Raw genomic sequence first — 24074 nt, forward strand, 5'->3', positions numbered from 1 at the left:
TTCGAAAAATAACGTTAAATGCTTGCAACTATTCACGCGAGCGAGATCTTTGTTCACGTTCAGTTTGATTTTTGTCATCTCTGTGTGTATCAGGCTGTTCTTGATTATTTTGTGACGGAACAACCATTAGAGAGCGCGTTGTTGCCAGTTCTACCCCTTCGTTTTGCAGAATCTCTAATATTGCATACGTATATTTTTCCTTCTCCTTCAGCCATTCCTCTGCATCGATCGACTTGATATAGAAATCAACGAGCAGATTCATGCTGCTTGACGTAATTTTATCGAGATAAATCAGTTTGCGATCTTCATACACCTCAGAATCGTTTAGCAGCATTTGTCTGATTTGTCCAAGGCATCGCTTAATCTGTTCATTCGTTGTTTCAAGATCGAGCGGTAAATTAAATGATATCCGCCGTTTATCCATTTTAGACAAATTGGTAATCGGTGAATTAGCAAGTGTAGAATTTGGAACCGTGACAATTGCCTGATCCATTGTTCGAATTCGGGTTGATCTGAAATTAATATCTTCAACAAATCCTTCGATTGAACCCATTTGAATTAAATCGCCGATTGTGAATGGGGCATCGGTGATGATCACAAATCCTCCGAATAAATTGCTTAATGTATCTTTTGCTGCCATGGCGATCGCGAGTCCACCGATTCCAAGGCCGGTGATCAACCCGGTTACATGATAATTCCACTGATCAAGAATCATTACAATCGTGAAGACAACGACAATGAATTTCATGATTTTGGCAAGAAATGGAATGACAATTGTATTGAACTGAAGATCATAGCGATCTCCCATATGATGGAAGAAGATCCCAATCGCATCTGAAAAAATGAAAAATCCCCAGCCAATCGAAAAGATTGCCGATGACTTAAAAAGCAGTGTAGCAATGGATTTCCATTGATGCGGCATCGGCAAGTACATAAGTGCCAAATAAATACCAGCAAAGAAAAGAATAAAAGCAACGGGCCTGCGGAATGCGCCGATCAGTGCATCGTCAACAGGGGTCTTGCTCAATTTTGAGAGCCGCGTAACGAGTTTAAGAAAATATTTAGAAAAAAGCTCGCGGGCAAAGAAGAAGACAAGAAAAATCCCTATTGAAATGAGCCCGTCCAGCCATGTTATTTTAAGTATCCAGTTCAGTTGTTCCACTTTATTCACTCCGAAAATCTTTTTTATTTCTATCATAGCATGGAATTTATCATCTACGTTCATTCAAAATTAAGAAATGACGAAAAAATGTGACCAAGTTTATACTGCATGTTCGAAAAGATTATTGAGGGGATTGTATCAATCGAAAAGCCATAACATGATGTTCATTATAAAAATATGGTACCATATATGTACTGTTAAATGGGTACTGGAGTGTGATGAAATGAATCTGATGCTTGATGATAAATTAAACCTGCTCGAAAAAAATATGGATTTACTGACAAAACAGTTAAAAATGACTTCGGCGAATACGCGGCTGATCCTCGCATCGGTTTATACGGCTTCAGGTGTTCGTTTTGATACGGCGGCATTTTACCGTGTCGATGAACAAATGAAAGGTGCGACCGGGTGGTTCACCGTGCTTAGTCGTGAAATTCGTTATTGTATTAATGCCATGCTCATTCAAAAACAAGCAGAACCTGATTTTGTTCGGGTAATTTATGGCTATCTCGTTAAAGCAGGATTTACTCGTCAGCAACAGACTTACATAGCGGCAGCCATACTTGCCGGAATGGATCCCTCCAAGGCGTTTCAAATTTCGGAAAAGGCTTTTTCATTGTACAAATTATTAAAGAAAAAGCATCCGTTCTTAACAAATAAAAATGATGTATCACTTATTGTGCTTCTTGCCCAGCTTGAAGAGGACACGAATGAACTTGTTGAAAAAGAGGAACGGATTTATACCCATTTGAATGAGAATGGATTTAGAAAATGCGATGACCTCCAGACGCTCGCTTGTCTCCTTGCCTATATTTCTGAGGGAAGCAGCTTAAGACTCGCTCGGAAAGCTGCACAAATCAAGTCGGCAATGGAAGATCAAGGCATGCGTCTTAGAGCCAGCTGTTTTCCGATGTATGGTGTGCTTGCTTTGCTTGCCAATGAAAACGAAGCAGCTGGACAAGTGATTGAATTCTATCAACAAATAAGAAACAAGAAGCTTACTCTGTTTGTCGGCAAAGATCTTTACTTTCAAACAGCGGCTAGTCTATTTGTAAATGAAGTGTTGAACGGTGAGGAAAAACAAAAATCAATTGATCCAAGTTTGCTTGTCATGACCGAGATGGTGATTCGTGCTCAACAAGCGGCTAGCGCCGCAGCTATTGCCGCATCTACAAGTGCAGCCGCCGCATCAAACAGCGGAAATTAATTATAAAAATGTCTGGAGTACTTGAGAAACGCCAATGGCATCTTTGCTGTTTCTTGGGGAGACTATTTAATTCCTCAATATCGTATTATTTGTACCTATCTTGAAACAAGAGTAAAATAATCGTTAGAAAATAAAGTACATGCAAGTTGCTGTCACTGTTTTTATAAAGTCATGATGAATGAAACCTTTTTAAAATCTGAACGTAGATAGGTCATGCAAGAATAAGGAGTGACTTTTTTTATGGCCCAAAATTATGACCTGGTCCTATTAGGTGGTGGAACAGGCGGCTATGTTGCGGCGATCCGCGCCAGCCAGCTTGGATTAAAAACCGCCATTGTCGAAAAAGATGCACTTGGCGGCACATGCCTCCATAAAGGATGCATCCCGACGAAGGCGCTGCTCAGAAGCGCTGAAGTATACGATGAAATCAAGAAAAGCAGTTCATTCGGTATTGATGTTTCTGAAGTTGCACTCCGTTTCGAAAAAATTCAAGAACGAAAGCAAGCAATTGTAGAAAAGCTGCACCACGGCATTCAGCATTTGATGAAAAAGGGGAAAATTGATGTCTATAACGGACTGGGGCGGATGCTTGGACCCTCGATTTTTTCACCACTTCCCGGTTCAATATCTGTTGAATTTGCCGATGGAAAGGAAAATGAAATTTTAACGTCGAAAAATGTAATTATTGCAACGGGATCAAGGCCCCGCTCATTAAAAGGACTAGACATTGACGGAAAACAAATACTGACATCGGATGAAGCGTTGCAGCTGCAGGCATGTCCAGCCTCAATCTTGATAGTCGGCGGCGGGGTCATCGGAGTTGAGTGGGCTTCAATGCTGGCAGACTTCGGCGCAGAGGTGACGATCGTTGAGTACAGCGACCGAATCATTCCTACAGAAGACAAAACACTTTCAATCACGCTTGCACGAGGCTTGAAGAAGCGTGGCATTAAGGTTGTGACTGCAGCAAAGGTACTTCCTGAAACATTGAAGAAAACGGATAGAGTAACAATCAGTGCAGAAATTGGCGACCAACTCGAAACCTTTACAGCTGAGAAAATGCTCGTGTCTGTAGGCAGGATGCCAAATACCGAGGATATTGGTCTAGCGAATACATCAATTGAAACGGATCATGGTTATATTAAGACAAATGCCTTCGGCCAAACGAAGGAATCGCATATCTATGCCATCGGTGATGTGATCGGCGGACTGCAGCTTGCACACGTTGCTTCACATGAGGGTATAAAGGCTGTTGAACATTTAGCAGGACTTTCAGTTGAGCCGCTTCATCCGGAACTTGTACCGCGTTGCATTTACACGCATCCGGAAATTGCTTCGATCGGATTGACAGAGGCACAAGCGAAGAAGGAACACGTTGTCAAGGTTGGAAAGGTACCGTTCGGAGCAATTGGAAAAGCGCTTGTTTACGGTGAATCCGATGGCTTTGCAAAAATTATTGCCGACAAAACGACTAATGATCTTTTAGGTATTCATATTTACGGGCCGCATGCGACGGACTTGATCGGAGAAGCTGCTGTAGCAAAATTACTTGATGCGACTCCATGGGAATTATCAGAAGCGATCCATCCGCACCCAACATTAACAGAAGTGATCGGAGAAGCCGCATTAGCGGTAGACGGGAGGGCGATTCATATATGATTAAAGCAAAAAGTGGAGATACGTTAGTGAAAAACCGTCATCAAAATTTAGGACTATCCGATGAAGTTGTTTTGTCAATGTATGAGAGTATGCTGAAAGCAAGAAGAGTGGACGAACGGCTTTGGCTGCTTAATCGAGCCGGGAAGATTCCTTTTGTTGTGTCATGCCAAGGACAGGAAGCGGCCCAGGTTGGCGCTGCATTCGGCTTGAACCGTGAGAAGGATTATGTTGCACCGTATTATCGTGATTTTGGTTTTGTTTTTGCTTGGGGAATGACGGTCAAAGAAATGATGCTCAATAACTTTGCCAAAGCAGAAGATCCGAGTTCTGCAGGACGCCAGATGCCGGGTCATTTCAGCTATCGAAAGCTGCGGATGCTCAGTCATTCGTCACCGGTGACAACTCAGAATCCTCACGCAGTCGGAATAGCACTCGCGGCTAAAATTAAAGGAGACGATCTTGTCAGCTTTGTTGATTTTGGTGAAGGCTCATCAAACCAAGGTGATTTTCATGAAGCAGCTAATTTTGCGGCCGTTCATAAACTGCCGGTTATTTTTATGTGTGAAAATAATCAATATGCGATTTCTGTGGGATTAAAGCATCAATTGGCATGTGCTCATGTCTCTGATCGCGCGGTCGGTTATGGCATGTTTGGAAAGTCGTTTGATGGCAATGACCCGCTCGCTGCATACGCGGCGGTCAAAGAAGCAGCTGATCGCGCTCACCGTGGAGAAGGACCGACTCTGCTTGAAGCAAACTGCTATCGTTTAATGCCGCATACCAGTGATGATAATGACATGACCTATCGGACGAAGCAAGAAGTCGATGAAGCAAAGAAACATGACGGTGTTCTTACTTTTGCCGCTTATTTGCGATCTGTCGGTGTCCTTACAGAAGAACGAGAAAAACAAATGGAAGATCAGGTACGCAAGGAAATTGACGAAGCGACTGATTATGCAGAAAATGCGCCGTTCGCTGATCCTGATTCTGTTTTGCGGTACGTATATGAGGAAAAGAACTGAAGGGAAGAGAGCATATGCCTGTACTTTCGTATATTGAAGCCGTGACTCAGGCGTTAGATGAAGAAATGAGTCGAGATGAAAATGTGTTCGTTCTTGGTGAGGACGTTGGAAAACGCGGCGGAGTGTTCCAAGCTACGAAGGGTTTATATGACAAATATGGAGAGAATCGCGTGATCGATACACCGCTTGCCGAATCAGCAATTGCCGGGGTCGGAATCGGAGCAGCAATGTATGGTATGCGTCCTGTTGCTGAAATGCAGTTTTCCGACTTTATGCTCCCGGCAGCGAATCAAATCATTTCCGAAGCGGCGAAAACGCGCTATCGTTCAAACAATGATTGGTCTGTTCCGATGACGATTCGTGCTCCATTTGGCGGCGGTGTGCATGGCGGTCTTTATCATTCACAATCAATGGAAGCGATTTTTGCCAATGTTCCGGGACTTAAAATTGTGATTCCGTCAACACCTTATGATGTCAAAGGACTCCTGAAGGCATCGATTCGTGATAATGATCCGGTGATCTTCTTTGAACATAAACGTGCATATCGGCTGATTAAAGGCGAGGTTCCGGTTGATGATTATACGATTCCGCTTGGTAAGGCAGATGTAAAACGCGACGGTACCGATGTCACGGTGATCACCTATGGCCTGATGGTGCATTATGCAATGCAGGCTGCTGATAAGCTTGCTGTTGAAGGCATCTCAACACATATTCTTGATCTTCGTACTGTCTATCCTTTGGATAAGGAAGCAATCATTGATGCAGCGCGAAAAACCGGTAAAGTATTGCTTCTTACTGAAGACACAAAGGAAGGCAGTGTGATCAGCGAGGCAGCGGCAATTATTGCTGAAAACTGCTTGTTCGACTTAGATGCGCCGATCAGACGACTGGCTGCCCCAGATGCACCGGCCATGCCTTATGCCGGACCTTTGGAACAAGCATTTATGGTTAAACCTGAACAAGTGGAAAATGAAATCCGAGATTTAGCTGAATTTTAACAGGATGGGGGCAGCAGAATGAGTGTCGAACAAATGGCGATGCCTCAGTTAGGAGAAAGTGTGACTGAAGGTACGATTAGCCAATGGCTGATTTCAGTCGGAGATACGGTAAACAAGTATGATCCGATTGCAGAAGTAACAACAGACAAAGTCAATGCGGAAATTCCATCAAGTTTTTCCGGGAAAATTACGGAGCTTCTTGTGGGTGAAGGAGATACATTGCCCGTTGGCGAGCCAATTTGTACCATCGAAGTCGAAGGAGCAGAACCGGCCGTTGAAAAGCTGGTCAAGAATACGGCAGGAAAAGCTGCTCAAAAAGAGGAACAACAGGATACATCAATGAAGAGACGTTATTCACCTGCTGTTTTGAGACTCGCTCAGGAACATGATCTGGATTTGGATCAGATAGCCGGAACGGGCAGAAGCGGACGAATTACACGTAAGGATGTTGAACTCTATATCGCATCCGTCCCTGAAGAACACACAAGTGAATCTCCATCTGATATGCATGTTCCTCAGCCGTCTGCAGCAGGGTGTTTTTCCGAAGCAGTCGCTAAGGAAGCTGCAAAACCTGCAGTTCATGCTCCAAAAACTTTTGAAAACGAAGCGGGAGATCATGTTGTCGCTTTGACAGGCGTTCGCCGAGCAATTGCATCGAACATGCTTCGAAGCAAGCACGAAATTCCGCATGCATGGACGATGATTGAAGTGGATGTTACGAATTTGGTGAACTACCGAAATCAGATCAAAGGTGCTTTTCTTAAGAAAGAGGGTCATAAATTGACCTATCTGCCCTTTTTTATCAAAGCAATCGTCGCTGCACTGAAAGAATTCCCACGCATTAACAGTACATGGGCCGGCGACAAGATTATAGAAAAAAAGGCAGTAAATATTTCACTTGCCGTTGCAGCAGATGAGGCGCTCTATGTGCCTGTGATTAAGAATGCCGATGAAAAAAGTATTAAAGGCCTTGCATTTGCGGTAGATGAACTTGCTGCTAATGTTCGTGAAAATCGATTATCTCCTGATGACATGCAAGGAGGAACATTTACGGTCAATAATACGGGATCATTTGGTTCAATTCAGTCACAGCCGATTATTAATTATCCGCAGGCAGCGATTCTCTCGATTGAATCCATCGTCAAACGACCGGTTGTTGTCAATAACATGATCGCGATCCGAGACATGGTCAATCTCTGTATTTCCATCGATCATCGCGTACTGGATGGACTGATTACCGGCCGTTTCCTTGCACGAGTGAAAGAATTGCTGGAAAATATTAACCCAGAGAACACACCTATATATTGATAATTAAAATAAATATGTATTGAAAATCCCCTTGTCTTTGTTTCGGAACAAAGACAAGGGGATTTTACTTATTTTATTTTACTTATTTTATTTTTTTATTTGCTTTTGTAGTTTGATAAATGTTTTCTGGTAATCTCGGCTGAGTGTCATCAACTGTTTGAAAAAAAGTTCCTGATAGGGCTTTAGTTCATCACACGCACTTCGTTCACATGCTTTGTGAATAATTTCATTTTCACGCTCCGTATCAAGTACGCAGCAATTATGATCTATTTTATATTGAGCAACGGATCGTGCAATCATCATACGCCGATTAAGGAGACAGCTTAACTGTTCGTCGATTTTATCAATTTCCTGGCGAAGTCTTTGCATATCGGTCATAGCCAGTGCTCCAATCCTCTGTTTTGAATCATTGTGTCGAGTAAGGCAAAGGCAGTTGCCGCTTCGACAACTGGGACCGCACGCGGGACAATGCATGGATCATGTCTGCCTTTGATGTTCAATTCGGTTTGTTCCCCGTTGTCCATGTTAATTGATTGTTGCGGTTTGGCAATCGAAGCGGTGGGTTTCACCGCTACATTCAGCAATAAAGGCATACCGCTCGTAATGCCGCCTAATATTCCTCCGTTGTGATTACTGCTTGTAACAAGTTTACCGTCCTTGTTCATCTTCTCGTATGGATCATTTGCTTCACTGCCACGCAGGTTGCTGATTCCGAAACCGTCTCCGAAAGAGACACCCTTCACTGCGGGAATGGCAAACAGAATTGAGGAAAGTACACTTTCCAGTGCATCAAAGATCGGTGAGCCGATACCTGCGGGGACTCCGCTTGCTGCTGCTTCAATTACACCGCCGACAGAATCACAATCCATTCGAGCCTTTTCAATCAGTGCTTTCATTTTCTCTCCTGAAGAATCATTAATGACTGGAAACTGTTTTTTCGCCACTTCCTTCATCAACTCGCTTGAAGGATGAATCGGATCAAAAGGAGAGTCATTTATTTTGCCAATTGAACGAATATGAGCACCGATATGAATTCCTTGATTTTCCAACAACTGACGAGCAATAGATCCCGCAAAGACCAAAGGGGCAGTCAGTCGACCGGAAAAATGACCGCCGCCTCGATAATCTTGGAAGCCGTGATAGCGTACGTTTCCTGTATAATCTGCATGACTTGGACGCGGAATAATATTTAATTCCGCGTACGCTTTAGACTTTTGGTCATGATTGCGAATGAGAAAGGCGAGCGGGGTACCTGTTGTCCGACCCTGAAACATACCACTGAGTATTTCCCAAGTGTCCGTTTCATGTCGCTGTGTTGACCACCGATGAAGGCCCGGTGCACGGCGCTTCATATGGAAATTTACTTGATCAAAATCAATTGATATTCCAGAGGGGAGGCCATCAATCACACCGCCGATAGCAGGTCCGTGTGATTCACCGAAAATAGTTAATTTCATTAGATTTCCCCAACAACTACTCATTACAGCACCCTCCAATTGTTTGAAATACGTGATAAAAATCCGGCCATGATTTTGCGACGGCATGTGCTTCTTGCAAATGAATCCGACCGTGTACGATCACTGAAAGAGATGTAAGAAGCATGGCAAGTCGATGATCGTTGTGAGATGAAACGGATCCTCCCCGAAGGAAGGGAACACCGCGAATAATCATACCGTCTTCAGTCTCCGTGACATCTGCTCCCAACGAATTCAATGCATTTGCTACACTAGTGATTCGATCCGATTCTTTGTCGCGAAGACGTTTTCCGCCTTTTATGACACTTTTTCCATCGGCTAATGCCATAGCTCCTGCTATTACTGGTGCAAGATCAGGACATTGTGCGACGTCCACTGTTGTTGCTGTTAATTTTGATTTCTCAGCAATTAATTCATCGTCGTTCCAATAAATCTGTCCATTCATTGACGTGAGGATCGACTTAATGGCGCGGTCCCCTTGCTTACTGTCCCGGTTTAAGCCGCGTATGGTAATCCGACCGCCAAGCACGCCCATTAGCAGAAGAAAAGCAGCCTGAGACCAGTCTCCTTCAATAGTATAGGTGTTCGATCGGTAGGGTTCTGAATTTATTAAAAAGGAACGTCCGTCTTCTTTAATTGCTATGCCGAATTGACTGAGTACATCCCGAGTGATGGTCACATACCCGCTTGATTCCAATGAGTCGGTAATACGAATTACTGATGGGTGATCAAGTAAGGGAAGTGCGAACATTAATCCCGAAATAAGCTGAGAACTGACACTTCCTGAGATGGGAAAGTCGCCTGGATGCAATGCTCCTTTTAAATGTATTGGAAACTGCTTGGGTATCTGCTGCCATCGTATTTTTTTCTCAGCGAAGAGCGATTGATAGGGCGTCAGTGAACGTTGTGCTAATCGATCGCTGCCTGTAACAAGTGCTTCTCCGCATAACGCAAGCGCTACAGGAAGAACAAAGCGTAACGTTGATCCTGATTCATGACAATCAATTGTGGGAACCGTGCCATTAAATTGAGATGAAATTCCGGTAATTGTCAGTGAAGTTCTTTCCTTATACAAAGGGGGGGAACTGATTCGTGCCCCAAAAGCCTGCATTGCATTTATAGTAGCCGTAATATCTTCGGATAGTCCGACATTTTGAATCAAACTTGTGCCTTGAGCCAGTGAGGCTGCCATGATTGCTCGGTGTGCGTAGCTTTTCGAAGGTGGGACAACAACAGTACCATTGAGTGAATCTGCTGAAATATGCATCAATGTTTATCTCCCTAACTATTTTCATTGATCATTGGGGCCGGCGATAATCGCTTTTAATTCTTTAAAAACAAAAAAGAGAGGTAACTCTCTTTAAAGGATAAGTGTTCATTCTTTATTTGAATGAGAATCAATTAAAATAAATTTTAAGTGCTTCAAAAATATCTGTCAATAAAGACTTGTTTTCATGTAATGTTTTATTCTATCGATTTGCAGATTCATTGTCTTTTATGACTTCAAGGACAATATCTGCGAAACATTTGGCAGCTGGTGATGTGGGAACTCGAGAAGCAAGCCTGATTGTTCGAAAACTTTCAACAGTAAATGGAATTGCTCGAAGCGGCTCAATGTTTTCTGGAAGAACAAGTTCCGGAAGGATACTAATCCCGAGATGATGTGCGACCATGGCGAGTATTGCATTCTCTTCCATAAGTTCAAACCGAACATTAGGTGAGCAATGGTGCTCAGATAACAAACGTTTAATTTCGTGATATCCACCGTACGCCGGCATGATAAAGGGTTCGTCTTCAATCTGTTTAAAAGCGACTGTCTTTTGATTATAGAGCGGACTTTTCGGCGACACAATGCAAAGTATACGATCTTTTTTAATTGGTGTGACCCGGACAGATTTAATTTCCATTTTTGTTACAAATCCGCAGTCAAGTTCACCGCGTAACAGTGCCTGTTCAATTTCTTCATAATTCCCATCGAAAAGGCGGATTTTTATTAATGGATAATGCGTCTCCATCTGCTGAATCACTTGTGGCAGGATATGAATGGAGACACTATTGAAACTGCCCACAGACACAGTTCCCTTTATGACACCGAGAATGGATGAAGCTTCCTGGCGAACACCTTCATCCAACTGCAATACGGCATTGATATTCGGAAGCATCAGGTTGCCTTCGCGAGTTAAGGTGATGGCAGAACGCCCTCTATGGATCAATGAAAAACCAAAGGTCTGCTCAAGCCCGGAAATGGCGTGGCTAACCGCTGATTGCGTCAATCCGAGCTGTTCAGCCGCTCGCGTAAAACTGTGCAGCTGAGCCACTTTGGAAAAAATTTGATATTTAATGAGACTCATTCGTGCTCCTCCTCATGTTTGTTTATAAACCATGTGAGACATCACCTCATGATGAAAATATTTCATTTGTTATATTATAAAGATTCATTTTATTAATAACAATACGTCCTTTATACTGATGAAGAAAATGATTGAATCGAGGTGTTGAGGCATGAATCAAAAAAAAGCAGACTGGATGCTTGTCCTTGTTACCGTTCTTTGGGGCACTTCTTATTTGTTTATGAAAACCGGGCTGGATGATTTGGGGGTCTTTACTTTTATTGCACTGCGTTTTTTCATTGCTTTTGTCATCATGGCTTTATTTTTCCATCGTGCACTTTTTCATACAGATTTCAGAACACTGGTTTATAGCTTGCTGCAAAGTCTGATGCTTCTCGGCGTTTTTGCATTTCTCATGTTCGGAATGCTAACAACACCCGCGTCAAAGGCGGGATTCTTGAATAGTCTTACGGTCATCTTTGTTCCGATTCTTCATGCGCTGATCACGCGACATCTGCCACCAAGACGCGTGATGACGGGAGCAGGTGTCTCGTTAATTGGTATTTTTCTTTTAACAGGTACCTCCTCACTCATGCTCAGCAGTGGTGATTTGTTCTGTATTATTGGTGCGTTATTCAATGCAGGCTATATTATTCTTGCCGGACATGTCGGTAAGCAAGTGCCCACACTTGCGTTCAGTATCTGGCAGATGGGGTTCACCGGCGTTCTGTCCTTACTGCTTGCCCTGATCTTCGAGCCGTTTCAGCTGCCTGCAACCCTGGCGGCATGGACTTCTGTTCTTGGTCTGGCCATTCTATGCAGTGCAGTCGGTTATTTGCTGCAAAACATAGCACAAAAGTTTACTTCGGATCTCCACGCAGGGCTTATTTTTTCATTAGAGCCCGTATTTGCGGCGCTGTTTGCCTATTTGTTTGTCGGAGAACGGTTATCTGTTCAGGCATCTATCGGAGCCGTGCTTGTTTTACTTAGTATCGTCATCATGGAAATCAAAATTGGTAATGATCGCAAAATGCCTCGTGCATGGTTTGCTGTCTCTCTGTTTAAAAAGCACAGCCGTCCTGATAAGTAATTGTTTAGGCAAAATAGGCAGGCGCACGATTTGCGGGATGCATTTGGAACAACTATGCATTATAATTTTTATCATCGTACATATCAATCGATTCATTTTCTGTTCATAGTTCACATGCACACTATTTGAGAAGAATGTTGTGTGAAAAGGAGTCGAAAAACCAATGAACAAAATTCTCGTTATTGATGACGATCCGCATATTCGCGAGCTAGTGACTGTGTTTCTTGAAAGTGAAAATTTGCCCTGCATTGAAGCAGAAAATGGAAGAGAAGCGCTAAGAATACTTGATGATGATTCTGTTGTGCTCATTATATTGGATATTATGATGCCTGAGATGGACGGATGGGCATTCTGCCGTGAAGTGCGCAAGTCCAAAAAAACTCCGATTTTAATGCTTACAGCAAAGGGAGAGACAATGCAGAAAGTTAAGGGTTTTGAGCTTGGAGCTGATGATTATCTCGTAAAACCATTTGAACCGATTGAGCTTGTTATGCGTGTGAAAGCTTTGCTGAGGCGCTATCAGGTATCCGTCTCGCAAACCCTGCGCATAGGAAAACTGGTTTTAGATCGAAAATCGTATACCATTATTAATGGAAACGATTCAATTATGATCCCAATGAAGGAATTTGAATTGCTGTTTATGCTTGCTGGAGCGCCAGGTCGAACGTTCACTCGAGATGACCTCATTGAAAATATTTGGGGTTATGATTACGAGGGGGATGAACGCACGATTGATGTTCATGTGAAACGACTTCGTGAACGTTTTGTCACTGATAAATGCGGATTTGAAATAAAAACAGTACGTGGACTCGGATATCGATTGGAAGAGTTATTATGAAAAGATACCCTTGGAATAAATTCAAAGTGCACTGTTTTGGCATTTTGTTCTTATTAGTACTGAGTCTGTTCTGGATTCTTTTTTATCTGTTGATTGATTCGGTGACGAATCATTTTGAAATTCATGTCCATCCGCTTCTTATTCATGTTGTGAGCGGACTCCTTGGTGTCGTTTTAATGGGCTTTGTGATGACTCAGGTTGGAAAGTACATTAAGCCAAAAAGATTTAATTACTTTCAGACGATTTCCCAAGCGATCAGACAGATGGCGAAGGGAAATTTCGAAATAGAGCTTAACATTCCGCTTCCTACGGAAGAAAAAAATCGACATAATCCTTTTGTCCAGCTTGTAGACAGCGTTCATTATATGGCGAAGGAACTGGGACAGCTGGAACGTGTGCGGCAAGAGTTTATTTCAAATGTCTCCCACGAGATTCAATCGCCGCTGACCTCGATTAAAGGATTCGCACGTGCATTGGAGAATGATCAGCTGCCGAAGGAAAAGAAAGATCATTACTTAAAGATCATTCAAACAGAAACAGATCGTCTCTCGAAATTAAGCGATAATTTATTAAAATTGACAGCACTTGAAAATGAGAAGCACCCGATGTACATGACTGATTATCATCCGGATCGACAAATAAGATCATGCCTGCTCGCACTTGAACCTCAATGGAGCAGTAAGAAATTGAATCTAGATATTAAATTAGAACCGGTTATGATTCATGCAGATAGTGAACTAATGAATCAGGTTTGGATGAATTTAATTCAAAATAGTATTAAATTCACTCCCATTGAAGGGAAGATCAGTGTTTTATTAAAAGAGCAGAGTGGTCGTATTCTCTTCCAATTGTCAGACACAGGAATGGGCATTAAAAAAGAGGATTTTGTTCATCTTTTCGAACGATTCTATAAAGGAAACCGCTCGCGAACCAGTCGTGAAGGCGGCAGTGGTTTAGGCCTTTCTATCGTGAAAAAAATTATAGATGTTCATCAAGGAGAAATTCGTGTAAGCAGCGACTATGGAAAGGGGACTACTTTTTCTATATGGTTGGAAAAGGCAGAAACAAAGTCCCAAAGCACTAATTAATTGACAAGTGCAATGATAAAAACGGAAATGCTTGATAGGACGAGTGCGCCGATCATGAGATAGACAACGACTTTAAATAATTTCTTCGACATAGATATGACCGTTCCTTTCCTAGTGAGTTCTTGTCCATTATAGTTGATCATAAGCAGACTTTTCAATCGACTGAGCAAAATTGAATGAACAGTATGTTATTATAACAAAAGAGAAACAGGCAAAACGAAATAAAGGTAATTTTTACAGAAATAATGATGAAATGAGTGAGTGGATTGATTAATGAAGAACGTCTGATCACGAATTTTTGTGAATTAGTCAGCATTGATTCGGAAACTGGATTTGAAGGGAAAATCTATGAGGTTCTGAAAAAAAAACTTCTTGAACTCGGACTCGATGTTAAGGAAGACCAGGCACAAAAGACAACGGGTCATGGAGCAAATAATCTCATTTGCACGTTGCATGGAACGAAAACAGGTACTCCCATTTTCATTGGTACACATATGGATACGGTTCTTCCGGGAAAAGGTGTTAAACCATTAATTGAAAATGGTTACATCACCTCAGATGGGACAACGATTCTCGGATCGGATGATAAAGCCGGTATAGCAGCGATTCTGGAGGCAATTCAAGTAATGATCGAGGAGCAGCACGAACATGCCGATGTTCAGTTCATCATTACGATTGGCGAGGAATCCGGCTTGCTCGGAGCAAAAGCGCTTGACATGTCTCTGGTCCATGCTGATTATGGCTTTGCATTGGACAGTGACGGACCGGTAGGAGATGTGGTAGTGGCAGCTCCATTTCAAACGAAATTCATCGTTGATTTATATGGGAAGACTGCACACGCCGGCATTGAACCTGAAAAAGGAGTATCGGCAATTACATTGGCAGCTAAAGCCATTGCTAAAATGCCGCTCGGTCGGATCGACAATGACACAACAGCGAATATCGGCAGTTTTGAAGGCGGTAAAGCGACAAATATTGTCTGTGATTACGTGAAGGTGATTGCAGAAACTCGATCACTTGTCAAAGAAAAAATGGATAATCAGATTATAAAAATGACTGAGGCTTTCAAAGATACCGCCATGAAAATGGGAGGAAAAGCAGAGGTTCATGCTGAATTCATGTATCCGGGATACAAATTCGGCAGTGAGGATGCAGTGGTCCAGCTCGCATCAAAGGCGATTGAAGCAGTTGGCAGAACACCGCATATGCTCCAAAGCGGCGGAGGAAGCGATGCTAATGTACTTTGCGGTAAAGGAATACCAACGATAAACTTGGGTGTCGGCTATGAAAACATTCACACAGTCAAAGAGAAAATAGCAATTAAGGAACTCATAAAGACAGCTGAGCTTGTCATTGCTCTAGTTGATCAAGCAATTGAAAAAGATTAATCTTAAGAAAGAATGACGTACGAAGAGGCGATAAATGGCGATGGCAAGTGCAAGGATTATCTTTCATATCGATATGAACAGTTTTTATGCCTCAGTTGAAATTGCCAACCATCCGGAACTTAAAAAAAAGCCGCTCGCCATCGCCGGTAAAACGGAGGAGCGGCATGGTATCATTGTAACGAGCAGCTATGAGGCAAGAAAAAGAGGGGTGCGGACGACCATGACAGTTCGTGAAGCACGAAAGCTGTGTCCTGACCTCATTGTACGTCATCCTGATTTTTCCTTGTATCGACGAACTTCGGATCAATTATTCGAAATGCTTAAAGAATATACTCCATTAGTTGAAAAAGCATCCATTGATGAAGGTTACCTTGATGTGAGTGCTTTGAATAAAATACATCCATTGAAGCTTGCCGGCACGATTCAAAACAGGATTGGCGATGAGCTTCGTTTGCCATGCAGTATTGGTATTGCACCTAATAAATTTCTCGCAAAAATGGCGTCTAATATGAAGAAACCCATGGGCATAACAGTTGTCCGAAAGCGACAGTTGGCGGATCTATTATGGCCGTTGCCTATTGGTAAAATGCATGGTGTCGGACCGAAAACAGAACAAAAATTTAACTCAGAAGGCATACTGACAATTGGTGATCTTGCAAATCATGATCCGGTTCTAGTTGAACGGCATTTTGGAACGAATGGACGCAGACTTTTTGAATTAGCAAATGGACAAGACGATCGTCTTGTCGATCCAGAGGCTTGGGATCGTTATAAAAGCATCGGACATTCTGTCACGCTGTCTCAGGACACACGATCAATGAAAATTATTCAAGATACCTTGCATCAGCTTTCGACTAAGCTAGCGCTTCAATTAAAAAAAGAGCATGTGGCAAGCTATGAACTTATTTTGATGATACGTTATCATGATTGGACAACGGTTACGCGACATAAAACAACAGTACAACCGTTGAGGAGCTTGGAAGAAATTGAGAACCTTGCGTTCTCAGTCTTTCGTTCAAATTGGAAAGGCAATGATGTTCGACTGCTTGGTATCACGCTTGCTTCTTTTCAGTCAGTCAGTGACTCAACGAAACAACTTGATCTGTTTTCATACCAGAAAGATGCCCAATCAGAGCAGCTTGTCAATTTAATTGATCAAATCAACGACCAATTTGGAGAAGAAACGTTGCTGCCGGCAACGCGCCTACTTGATAAGAAACGAATGGGAGATTCATTTGGAAATTAAGAGTATTATCGTTGAAAAATTTAGTGTAGTAAGGGTATAAAAGGTGGATTGGATAGAATGAGGTTTACATTTTTAGGAACAGGTGCGGGAATGCCGGCGAAAGAACGAAATGTTACGTCGCTCGCTGTCAGTTTTCCAGAATATGATGGAGATTTATGGCTTTTTGATTGTGGTGAGGGGACCCAGCGGCAAATTCTTTATACCTCTGTTAAATTAACAAAGCTGTCAGTTATCTTCGTCACCCACTTGCATGGAGATCATCTCTTCGGGTTGCCGGGAATTCTTGGCAGTCGGTCTTTTCAGGGAGCGCTTACACCGTTGACACTCATCGGTCCGAAGGGATTGAAGGAATATGTTGAAACATCACTTCGTGTTTCCGGAACGCATCTCTATTATCCGGTTACTGTACATGAAATTAATTCAGAAAACATAGTGTATGAAAATGATCATTTTATTGTGGATGCAGGCGAACTGGATCACGGCATCAAAACATACGGTTATCGGATCACTGAAAAAGATCAGCCCGGAGAGTTGCTGGTGGACAAGCTGATCGATATAGGCGTGCGTCCGGGTCCTATTTATAAGCAGATAAAGGAACAAGAGAATGTTATGCTACCGGATGGAAAAGTTCTAGATACAGCTGATTTCATCGGAAAACAACGTAAAGGGCGAACGATTACCATCTTAGGCGACACGAGGCCCTGTGAGACGTCTTTGCTTCTTGCGAAAAATGCTGATTTGCTTATTCATGAAGCGACATTTAGTGGAGATTGTGATCAGCTTGCTCATGATTATCACCATTCTACGTCACTGCAAGCTGCTGAAACGGCAAATAAAGCGGAGGCAAAAGCTCTGATTCTCTCTCATTTAAGTTCAAGATATCAAAAAAGGGAACAATCAGCACTGCTTAATGAAGCAAAAGCAGTTTTTCCATTAACTTTTCTCGCTCATGATTTGTGGACTTATGAATTAAAGCACCCATCACGGCATTGATCATTCAAAAATCTTACTCGATGTGTTGAAAAATTTCATACAAGTCGGTGAGGGTGAGGATATAATGATGACATCCGTTTTCATTGCTGCGTTTGTTATTTGTTTCTTGTCCTTTTTTATAAGCAAAAATAAGGCTCCCAAATATGGGAGCCTTATTTTTCATGTACGTTGATCGTTCATTAAGTAAACAGATTACTTTGCTTCTGTTTCACCGTAACCATATGCACCGTGTTCGCTGATATCAAGACCTGCTTTTTCAGCCTCAGCAGATACGCGGAGACCCATGGTTGCTTTCATGATTGAGAGTACAATCAGCGAAGCAACAGCAACAAAAGCGAATGCTGCGATAACGCCGAGTGCTTGAACGCCTAATTGGTGGAAACCGCCGCCATAGAAGAGTCCGGCTTTACCAACACCAGCGAGTGCAACAAGCTTAGGAGCTGCGAAGAAACCAGTTGAAAGAGTACCGATAACACCAGAGATGCCGTGTACAGAGAAGGCATAGATCGGATCATCAAGACCTTTGCTTTCAAGGAAGATTGAAGTCCAGTAAGTGAATGCACCGGCAACTGCGCCAATGACAATTGCTGCCCAAGGTTCAACAAACGCACAAGATGCTGTGATCGCAACGAGTGCGGCAAGAACACCGTTGCACATTGCACCGATATCTGCCTTTTTAGAAATAAGCATTGCTGCGAACAGAGCACCAAGTGCGCCAGCTGCTGCTGCTAGGTTCGTTGTCAAAGCTACATAACCGAAGAATTGACCATAACCAGATGTTGCTACACCTGTTGAAACGGTACTGCCGGCGTTGAATCCAAACCAGCCAATCCAAAGAATAAATGTACCAAGATATACAAATGGAATACTGTGTGCCGGAATTGTTTTTGCTTTTCCATCGACAAACTTGCCGATTCTAGGTCCGAGAAGCAATGTACCAACTAATGCTGCCGTTGCACCTTGAAGGTGAACGACTGTTGATCCAGCGAAATCCTGCATGCCAAGAGTGGACAGCCAGCCGCCGCCCCATACCCAGTGACCAACTACCGGATAAATGATCGCAACGAAAATCGTTCCGAATACGAAGTACACAGACAACTTGGCACGTTCTGCAAAACCGCCCCAAGCAATTGCCAGCGATACAGCGGCGAATGCGAGCTGGAAGAGGAAGAAAATTGAATCAGCGCCGCTCGGGATGCCGCTCAAGAAAAATTTAGAAGTACCGATAAATGCATTACCATCGCCAAAAGCGACCCCATAACCTACTGCCCAGAAAACAATTGAGGAAACGCCGAGTGTAATAATCTGCTTTCCTGTAATGTGGCCCGCATTCTTGCTTCGCAGTGATCCTGCTTCAAGAAATGCGAATCCGGCTTGCATAAGGAGAACTAAAATTGCTGCAACCATTACCCATAAAGAATCCAAACTTACTGTTATAGCATCTGTTGCTTTCATTAAGTTGATGCCCCCTTTTTTATGATGAAGTAATTATAACATATCATGTCAGTAAAAGTTACAACTAAATATTAAAAATATTCATTTATTTATGTAAGCCTTTTCAATTTCGGCATTTTTGTTACTATTTTGCAAGCCCTTTTTCCTATAATTCTGCGAAGTTCGACATATTTTGCTTCACTTTAGGTGATTTATAATGATTAAATTGATCTAGGCGATAAGACGGGGCTAACATTTGTTATCTATTGAATGTACTATTATTTATAATAGTATTTGTAATAAATGAGGATTCGACATTAAGGGAGTATTCATCATGTTTCAAAAGAAAATAATTGTTATTACTGGTGCTTCAAGTGGGGTTGGACGTGAACTTGCCTGTTTATTTGCTTCAAAGGGAGCTCAGGTTGTGCTGCTTGCTCGCAATGTAGAAAAACTAGCTGAATTGCAGAGACAAATTAATATTGAAGGCGGTTCGGCTGATTACTATTCATTGGATATAACTGACATCAATTCGATTCGCTTGATTTTTGAAAAAATTGTTTTGCGTTTCCAACATATTGACATACTGATTAACTGCGCCGGAGTTGGAAAATTTCAATTTTTTTCGAAAATGGGAAGCGACGTGATTGATCAAATGCTTGCGGTCAATGTACATGGACTCATTCACTGTACACAGGCTGCTCTTCCATCAATGGTTCAGCAAAAACACGGATGTATCGTTAATATTGCATCACTTGCAGGAATCATTACGACATCAAAATCGGTCGTCTATGGTGCAACAAAGCATGCGGTCATCGGTTTCTCAAATGGATTGAGGATGGAAACATTGAAGGACGGCATACGCGTAATTGTTGTAAATCCCGGACCGATTCGTACGCCGTTTTTAAATATTGCGGATCCTTCAGGACATTATTTGAAAAATGCAGGACGTTTTATGCTTGATGCACGTACCGTAGCGGAAAAAGTGATCAGTGGAATTGAAAAAAATAAGCGGGAAATTAATCTTCCTTGGTATATGGGTATAGGTGCAAAGCTGTATCAGTTAATGCCCGGAGTATTTGAGAAGATTTTCGGACGTATTATTAATATGAAGTAGGCATTTTTTTCAGTGACAATCTATATATTTTGCATATTACGTGCAAAAAGTGTATTATTGATTTGTAAGAAAACGCTTACATTATTGCGCGTTCAATTTTGTAAGCGCTAAATGACGGGAGGAGTCAGAATGCAAACTGAAACACAAGCATCCGCTAAAGACATGACCGTTGAGAAAGCAAAATGGATTTATACGAAAATGCAAGAGATTCGCCAATTTGAAACTGCTGTACATGAAATCTTCGCTAAGGGTGAGATACCGGGTTTTGTTCACTTGTATGCAGGCGAAGAAGCTGTTGCTGTCGGAGTCTGTGCTCACCTGACAGACAATGACAGTATCACAAGTACCCACCGCGGACATGGACATTGTATCGCAAAAGGTTGTGATTTGAACGGAATGATGGCTGAGATCTACGGACGAGCAACCGGTCTCTGCAAGGGTAAGGGAGGTTCCATGCATATTGCGGATGTATCAAAAGGCATGCTCGGTGCCAATGGTATTGTAGGCGCGGGACTGCCGCTGGCGGTCGGTGCGGGACTAACAGCCAAAGTAAAGAAAACGAATGATGTTGCCGTCTGCTTCTTCGGCGATGGAGCAAGCAACCACGGAACGTTCCACGAAGCAGTGAATATGGCTGCCATCTGGAAACTTCCCGTTATTTTCGTATGCGAAAATAACGGATTCGGTGAAGCTTCTACATTTGAATACGCAGCAGCAGCTGATTCAATTGCAAATTTTGCCAAGGTATATAAAATTGCAGGAGAAACGGTGGACGGAAAAGATCTGACTGCCGTGTATGACGCTGCAGGAAAGGCAGTTGCACGCGCACGCAAAGGTGAAGGCCCGACGATTCTTGAATGCATGACCTATCGCGATTTCGGACATTTTGAAGGCGATACGCAATCATATAAAGATAAAGAAAAACAACAAAAGGCAGTTACTGATGACGACGCTATTCTCAGATTTCAGGGCTACTTAAAGAAAAACAAAATTTTGTCGGCTGAAGAAATCAAGGGACTTGATGATTCAGTCAAGGCAGCCATCGATGAGGCGGTTCGATTTAGTGAGGAAAGTCCATTCCCTGATGATAAAGAAGTCACCACCGATGTCTATGTCTCATATTAAATCGATTGGATAAATCTGGAGGTGCTCGCAATGGCAGTTAAAATGAGTTATTCAGAAGCAATTAATGACGCAATTCGAGTTGCAATGCGTAAAGATGATGATGTTATCTTAATCGGCGAAGATGTCGCAGGCGGTGCGGAAGTTGATCATTTGCAGGATCAAGGCGCATGGGGCGGTGTTTTCGGAGTTACAAAAGGAATTGTAGAGGAATTCGGCCGTGATCGTGTAATTGATACGCCAATTGCTGAATCCGGATATATGGGCGCGGCTGTTTCCGCAGCGGCAACTGGATTACGACCTATTTCAGAACTAATGTTCAATGACTTTATCGGCAGCTGTTTAGATGAAGTCATGAATCAAGCGGCAAAATTTCATTATATGTTCGGAGGAAAAGCAAAGGTACCGCTGACCATTCGAACCATTGACGGCGCCGGATTCAACGCTGCGGCTCAGCACTCGCAAAGCCTCTACGCATTGTTCACACATATTCCGGGTATCAAAGTAGTCATACCAAGCAATCCATATGATATGAAGGGACTGCTGCTCAGCGCAATCTTTGATGACGACCCTGTCGTGGTATTTGAAGATAAGACTCTTTATGGAATGAAAAGCGAGGTCGGCGAGGGTTTCTATACAATTCCATTCGGAAAAGCTGAAATCAAACGTGCTGGGAATGATTTGACGATTGTCGGCCTCGGAAAACAAGTATATACCGCTTTAAAAGCTGCAGACAAATTGGCGAAGAAAGGTTTCGAAGCAGAAGTTATTGATCCTAGAACTTTATCACCTCTTGATGAAGATACGATTATCAATTCGGTGAAGAAGACGGGACGACTAATTATTGTAGATGAAGCTTATCCTCGTTGCAGTGCAGCTACGGATATCGCAGCGATCGTCGGTGATAAAGCCTTTGATTATCTGGATGCGCCAATTAAGCGTGTGACTGCTCCTCATGCACCAGTACCATTTTCTCCGCCGCTTGAGAAGTTGTATATGCCGACACCTGAGAAAATTATCGATGCATTCAGTGTTATGGTAGGCGATAAAGTTTTCTCAGCTGTGTAAAGTAATCAGCAATTATAGTAATGGGATGCTCCGTAATTGATCTCAGTATCCCTTCTGAGTTTATCCGAAAGGAGCGAGGAAAAAATGGCGGTAGAAATCATTATGCCGAAAATGGGCATGGGCATGGAAGAAGGAACGGTTGTCGAATGGTTGAAACAAAAAGGGGATTCGGTAAAAAAAGGCGAATCTGTTGTCTCAATTAGTTCAGATAAGATTGAAAAAGAACTGGAAGCGCCGGAAGAAGGCGTCCTTATTGATATTGAAGCAGATGTTGACGATGTTGTTCCAATTGGTCACCCGTTAGGATATATTGGTGCTCCAGGGGAAACAGTTAATTCAGAAGAAGCATCTGCACCAGCACCGGAAAAGAAACAAGATGTTCCAGTTGCTGCTGAAGCCCCTGCACCTGCAGCAGAATCTGCTCCAGAACCGGCGAAGGGTGAAGAACCGAGACTTCGTGTTTCTCCCGCGGCTCGCCGTTTAGCAAAAATCGAAAATATAGATTTAGCTACCGTTACCGGCACGGGGCCAATGGGACGAATTACAAAAGCCGATGTTGCTGCGGCTCAGACAAAAAAAGCTCAGCAGCCGGCTGAAGCATCTAAGCCTGCTCCAACACCTGCACCATCATCACTTAGTATAGGAACGGCAAAGAAAGTTACTGGAATGCGTAAAGTGATCTCAGATCGAATGTTCAACAGTTTGCAGACAACAGCACAATTGACTCTGCAGACCACTGTCGATGTCACAGAACTGATAGCTTTCCAGAAAAAAGCGCGTGAAGCGTATCAAATTAATGATGAAGTGCGTTTAACGATCACTGATTTCATTGCCAAGGCAGCAATTAACGCCTTGCTTGAACACAAAGCGATGAACAGCATCTATGAAGGGGATACGATTACAACTTTTGATGCCGTTCACCTTGGCGTGGCGGTAGCGCTTAATGAAGGACTCGTTGTACCGGTCATTCAAGACGCGGACAAAAAATCATTGAGTTCTATATCACGCGAGATTCGCAAAGCGAGCAAGCAAGCACGCGGTTCGGAATTGAATCAGCTTCAGTTAAGCGGATCAACGTTTACCATTACTTCACTAGGAACCTATGGCGTCGGCTTCTTCACACCGGTGATCAATCCTCCTGAAGTAGGTATACTTGGTGTAGGTACGATAAGTGAACAGCCTGTTTACTTTGGCGATGAACTAAAGAAACGCAGTATGATGCCGCTCAGTTTGACCTTTGATCATCGAGCAGTTGACGGAGCGCCGGCAGCCGCATTTTTAGCTACGGTTAAACAAAATCTAGAAGCACCATTCAAATTGGTACTCTAAATTTTTGCGTAAAGAGATTTTTATTAAATAAGATAAGTTTAATAGAATAAACGAGTCATGTTATGCAGGAAACAGATCCGGGTAAACGACGGCTGCTTCCTTTTTTTTTGCAGAACTCACAAGGAAGAGGATCATTTAGTACAAATTTTTTAAAGTCAATGGTGCTCGAGTTTGATGTTAGATTTGGATTATATTGGATT

Annotated in this window: 22 protein-coding genes; 15 read left to right on the forward strand and 7 right to left on the reverse strand. The window is 42.7% G+C overall.

The genetic code is table 11. From position 1 onward, the window contains the following. Nucleotides 1–28: 28 nt before the first annotated feature. Entirely contained in the window at nucleotides 29–1162 is a 1134-nt protein-coding gene (locus NOM01_RS08330; protein ID WP_255747976.1) for a mechanosensitive ion channel family protein, read from the reverse strand. A gap of 223 nt (nucleotides 1163–1385) precedes the next feature. Between NOM01_RS08330 and NOM01_RS08335 the strand changes: the two genes are divergently transcribed. The 5 genes from NOM01_RS08335 to NOM01_RS08355 all read left to right on the forward strand — a co-directional run bounded on the left by NOM01_RS08335 (nucleotide 1386) and on the right by NOM01_RS08355 (nucleotide 7356). After that, nucleotides 1386–2369 carry a DUF4003 family protein gene (locus tag NOM01_RS08335; protein ID WP_255747978.1) on the forward strand — a complete coding sequence of 328 codons (984 nt, stop codon included), beginning with the start codon at nucleotides 1386–1388 and terminating at the stop codon, nucleotides 2367–2369. Between the two features lie 240 nt (nucleotides 2370–2609). Then, the gene (lpdA, locus tag NOM01_RS08340) at nucleotides 2610–4028 is read left to right on the forward strand and encodes a dihydrolipoyl dehydrogenase (RefSeq protein WP_255747980.1); all 1419 of its coding nucleotides are present in this window, start codon (nucleotides 2610–2612) and stop codon (nucleotides 4026–4028) included. After that, complete coding sequence (locus tag NOM01_RS08345) at nucleotides 4025–5050, forward strand: thiamine pyrophosphate-dependent dehydrogenase E1 component subunit alpha (protein ID WP_255747982.1); 1026 nt, start codon at nucleotides 4025–4027, stop codon at nucleotides 5048–5050. The genes lpdA and NOM01_RS08345 overlap by 4 nt, the downstream gene beginning before the upstream one ends. A gap of 14 nt (nucleotides 5051–5064) precedes the next feature. Further along, complete coding sequence (locus NOM01_RS08350; protein ID WP_255747984.1) at nucleotides 5065–6048, forward strand: alpha-ketoacid dehydrogenase subunit beta; 984 nt, start codon at nucleotides 5065–5067, stop codon at nucleotides 6046–6048. Between the two features lie 18 nt (nucleotides 6049–6066). After that, nucleotides 6067–7356, forward strand: a complete 1290-nt coding sequence (locus NOM01_RS08355) for a dihydrolipoamide acetyltransferase family protein (RefSeq protein ID WP_255747985.1) — start codon at nucleotides 6067–6069, stop codon at nucleotides 7354–7356. Between the two features lie 87 nt (nucleotides 7357–7443). Here NOM01_RS08355 and NOM01_RS08360 read toward each other — a convergent pair whose 3' ends face one another. The 4 genes from NOM01_RS08360 to NOM01_RS08375 form a co-directional block, all read right to left on the reverse strand. After that, nucleotides 7444–7734: a chorismate mutase gene (locus tag NOM01_RS08360; protein ID WP_255747986.1), complete on the reverse strand. Its 291-nt coding sequence runs from the start codon at nucleotides 7732–7734 to the stop codon at nucleotides 7444–7446. Next, nucleotides 7731–8837: a chorismate synthase gene (gene aroC, locus NOM01_RS08365; RefSeq protein WP_255747987.1), complete on the reverse strand. Its 1107-nt coding sequence runs from the start codon at nucleotides 8835–8837 to the stop codon at nucleotides 7731–7733. Before aroC ends, NOM01_RS08360 begins: the two co-directional genes overlap by 4 nt. After that, the gene (aroA, locus tag NOM01_RS08370) at nucleotides 8830–10098 is read right to left on the reverse strand and encodes a 3-phosphoshikimate 1-carboxyvinyltransferase (RefSeq protein ID WP_255747988.1); all 1269 of its coding nucleotides are present in this window, start codon (nucleotides 10096–10098) and stop codon (nucleotides 8830–8832) included. The genes aroC and aroA overlap by 8 nt, the downstream gene beginning before the upstream one ends. Nucleotides 10099–10300: 202 nt before the next feature. Further along, the gene (locus NOM01_RS08375) at nucleotides 10301–11182 is read right to left on the reverse strand and encodes a LysR family transcriptional regulator (RefSeq protein ID WP_255747989.1); all 882 of its coding nucleotides are present in this window, start codon (nucleotides 11180–11182) and stop codon (nucleotides 10301–10303) included. A 151-nt stretch (nucleotides 11183–11333) separates the two neighbouring features. On the opposite strand from NOM01_RS08375, the gene NOM01_RS08380 reads away from it, so the two are divergent. The 3 genes from NOM01_RS08380 to NOM01_RS08390 all read left to right on the forward strand — a co-directional run bounded on the left by NOM01_RS08380 (nucleotide 11334) and on the right by NOM01_RS08390 (nucleotide 14177). Further along, nucleotides 11334–12251 (forward strand): DMT family transporter, encoded by a 918-nt coding sequence (locus tag NOM01_RS08380; protein ID WP_255747991.1) that lies wholly within the window; start codon nucleotides 11334–11336, stop codon nucleotides 12249–12251. A 163-nt stretch (nucleotides 12252–12414) separates the two neighbouring features. Then, entirely contained in the window at nucleotides 12415–13089 is a 675-nt protein-coding gene (locus tag NOM01_RS08385) for a response regulator transcription factor (RefSeq protein ID WP_255747993.1), read from the forward strand. Beyond that, nucleotides 13086–14177, forward strand: a complete 1092-nt coding sequence (locus tag NOM01_RS08390) for a sensor histidine kinase (protein ID WP_255747995.1) — start codon at nucleotides 13086–13088, stop codon at nucleotides 14175–14177. The genes NOM01_RS08385 and NOM01_RS08390 overlap by 4 nt, the downstream gene beginning before the upstream one ends. Here NOM01_RS08390 and prli42 read toward each other — a convergent pair. Then, a complete protein-coding gene (prli42, locus tag NOM01_RS08395) occupies nucleotides 14174–14320 on the reverse strand; it encodes a stressosome-associated protein Prli42 (RefSeq protein WP_255747997.1) in 147 nt (48 codons plus the stop codon). The genes NOM01_RS08390 and prli42 overlap by 4 nt on opposite strands. A 123-nt stretch (nucleotides 14321–14443) precedes the next feature. On the opposite strand from prli42, the gene NOM01_RS08400 reads away from it, so the two are divergent. Genes NOM01_RS08400 through rnz form a run of 3 tightly spaced genes read left to right on the forward strand, consistent with a single transcriptional unit; the run spans nucleotide 14444 to nucleotide 17804 of the window. Next, nucleotides 14444–15565, forward strand: a complete 1122-nt coding sequence (locus tag NOM01_RS08400; RefSeq protein WP_255748176.1) for a M20/M25/M40 family metallo-hydrolase — start codon at nucleotides 14444–14446, stop codon at nucleotides 15563–15565. Nucleotides 15566–15599: 34 nt separating this feature from the next. After that, nucleotides 15600–16811, forward strand: a complete 1212-nt coding sequence (locus NOM01_RS08405; RefSeq protein ID WP_255747999.1) for a DNA polymerase IV — start codon at nucleotides 15600–15602, stop codon at nucleotides 16809–16811. Between the two features lie 57 nt (nucleotides 16812–16868). Further along, nucleotides 16869–17804: a ribonuclease Z gene (rnz, locus tag NOM01_RS08410; RefSeq protein ID WP_255748001.1), complete on the forward strand. Its 936-nt coding sequence runs from the start codon at nucleotides 16869–16871 to the stop codon at nucleotides 17802–17804. A 192-nt stretch (nucleotides 17805–17996) separates the two neighbouring features. On the opposite strand, the gene NOM01_RS08415 is transcribed toward rnz, so the two are convergent. Continuing rightward, a complete protein-coding gene (locus NOM01_RS08415; protein WP_255748003.1) occupies nucleotides 17997–19259 on the reverse strand; it encodes an ammonium transporter in 1263 nt (420 codons plus the stop codon). A gap of 313 nt (nucleotides 19260–19572) precedes the next feature. On the opposite strand from NOM01_RS08415, the gene NOM01_RS08420 reads away from it, so the two are divergent. The 4 genes from NOM01_RS08420 (at nucleotide 19573) to NOM01_RS08435 (ending at nucleotide 23874) form a co-directional block, all read left to right on the forward strand. Beyond that, on the forward strand, nucleotides 19573–20355 hold the full coding sequence (locus tag NOM01_RS08420; RefSeq protein ID WP_255748005.1) for an SDR family NAD(P)-dependent oxidoreductase: 783 nt from the start codon (nucleotides 19573–19575) through the stop codon (nucleotides 20353–20355). Between the two features lie 129 nt (nucleotides 20356–20484). Beyond that, a complete protein-coding gene (locus NOM01_RS08425; RefSeq protein WP_255748006.1) occupies nucleotides 20485–21480 on the forward strand; it encodes a thiamine pyrophosphate-dependent dehydrogenase E1 component subunit alpha in 996 nt (331 codons plus the stop codon). A gap of 30 nt (nucleotides 21481–21510) precedes the next feature. After that, nucleotides 21511–22545, forward strand: coding sequence for an alpha-ketoacid dehydrogenase subunit beta (locus tag NOM01_RS08430; RefSeq protein WP_255748007.1), 1035 nt, complete (start codon nucleotides 21511–21513; stop codon nucleotides 22543–22545). Between the two features lie 84 nt (nucleotides 22546–22629). Further along, the gene (locus tag NOM01_RS08435; protein ID WP_255748008.1) at nucleotides 22630–23874 is read left to right on the forward strand and encodes a dihydrolipoamide acetyltransferase family protein; all 1245 of its coding nucleotides are present in this window, start codon (nucleotides 22630–22632) and stop codon (nucleotides 23872–23874) included. The last annotated feature ends 200 nt before the right edge of the window (nucleotides 23875–24074 follow it).

The sequence above is a fragment of the Sporolactobacillus sp. STSJ-5 genome, assembly GCF_024385605.1.
Classification (GTDB): Bacteria; Bacillota; Bacilli; order Bacillales; family Sporolactobacillaceae; genus Sporolactobacillus.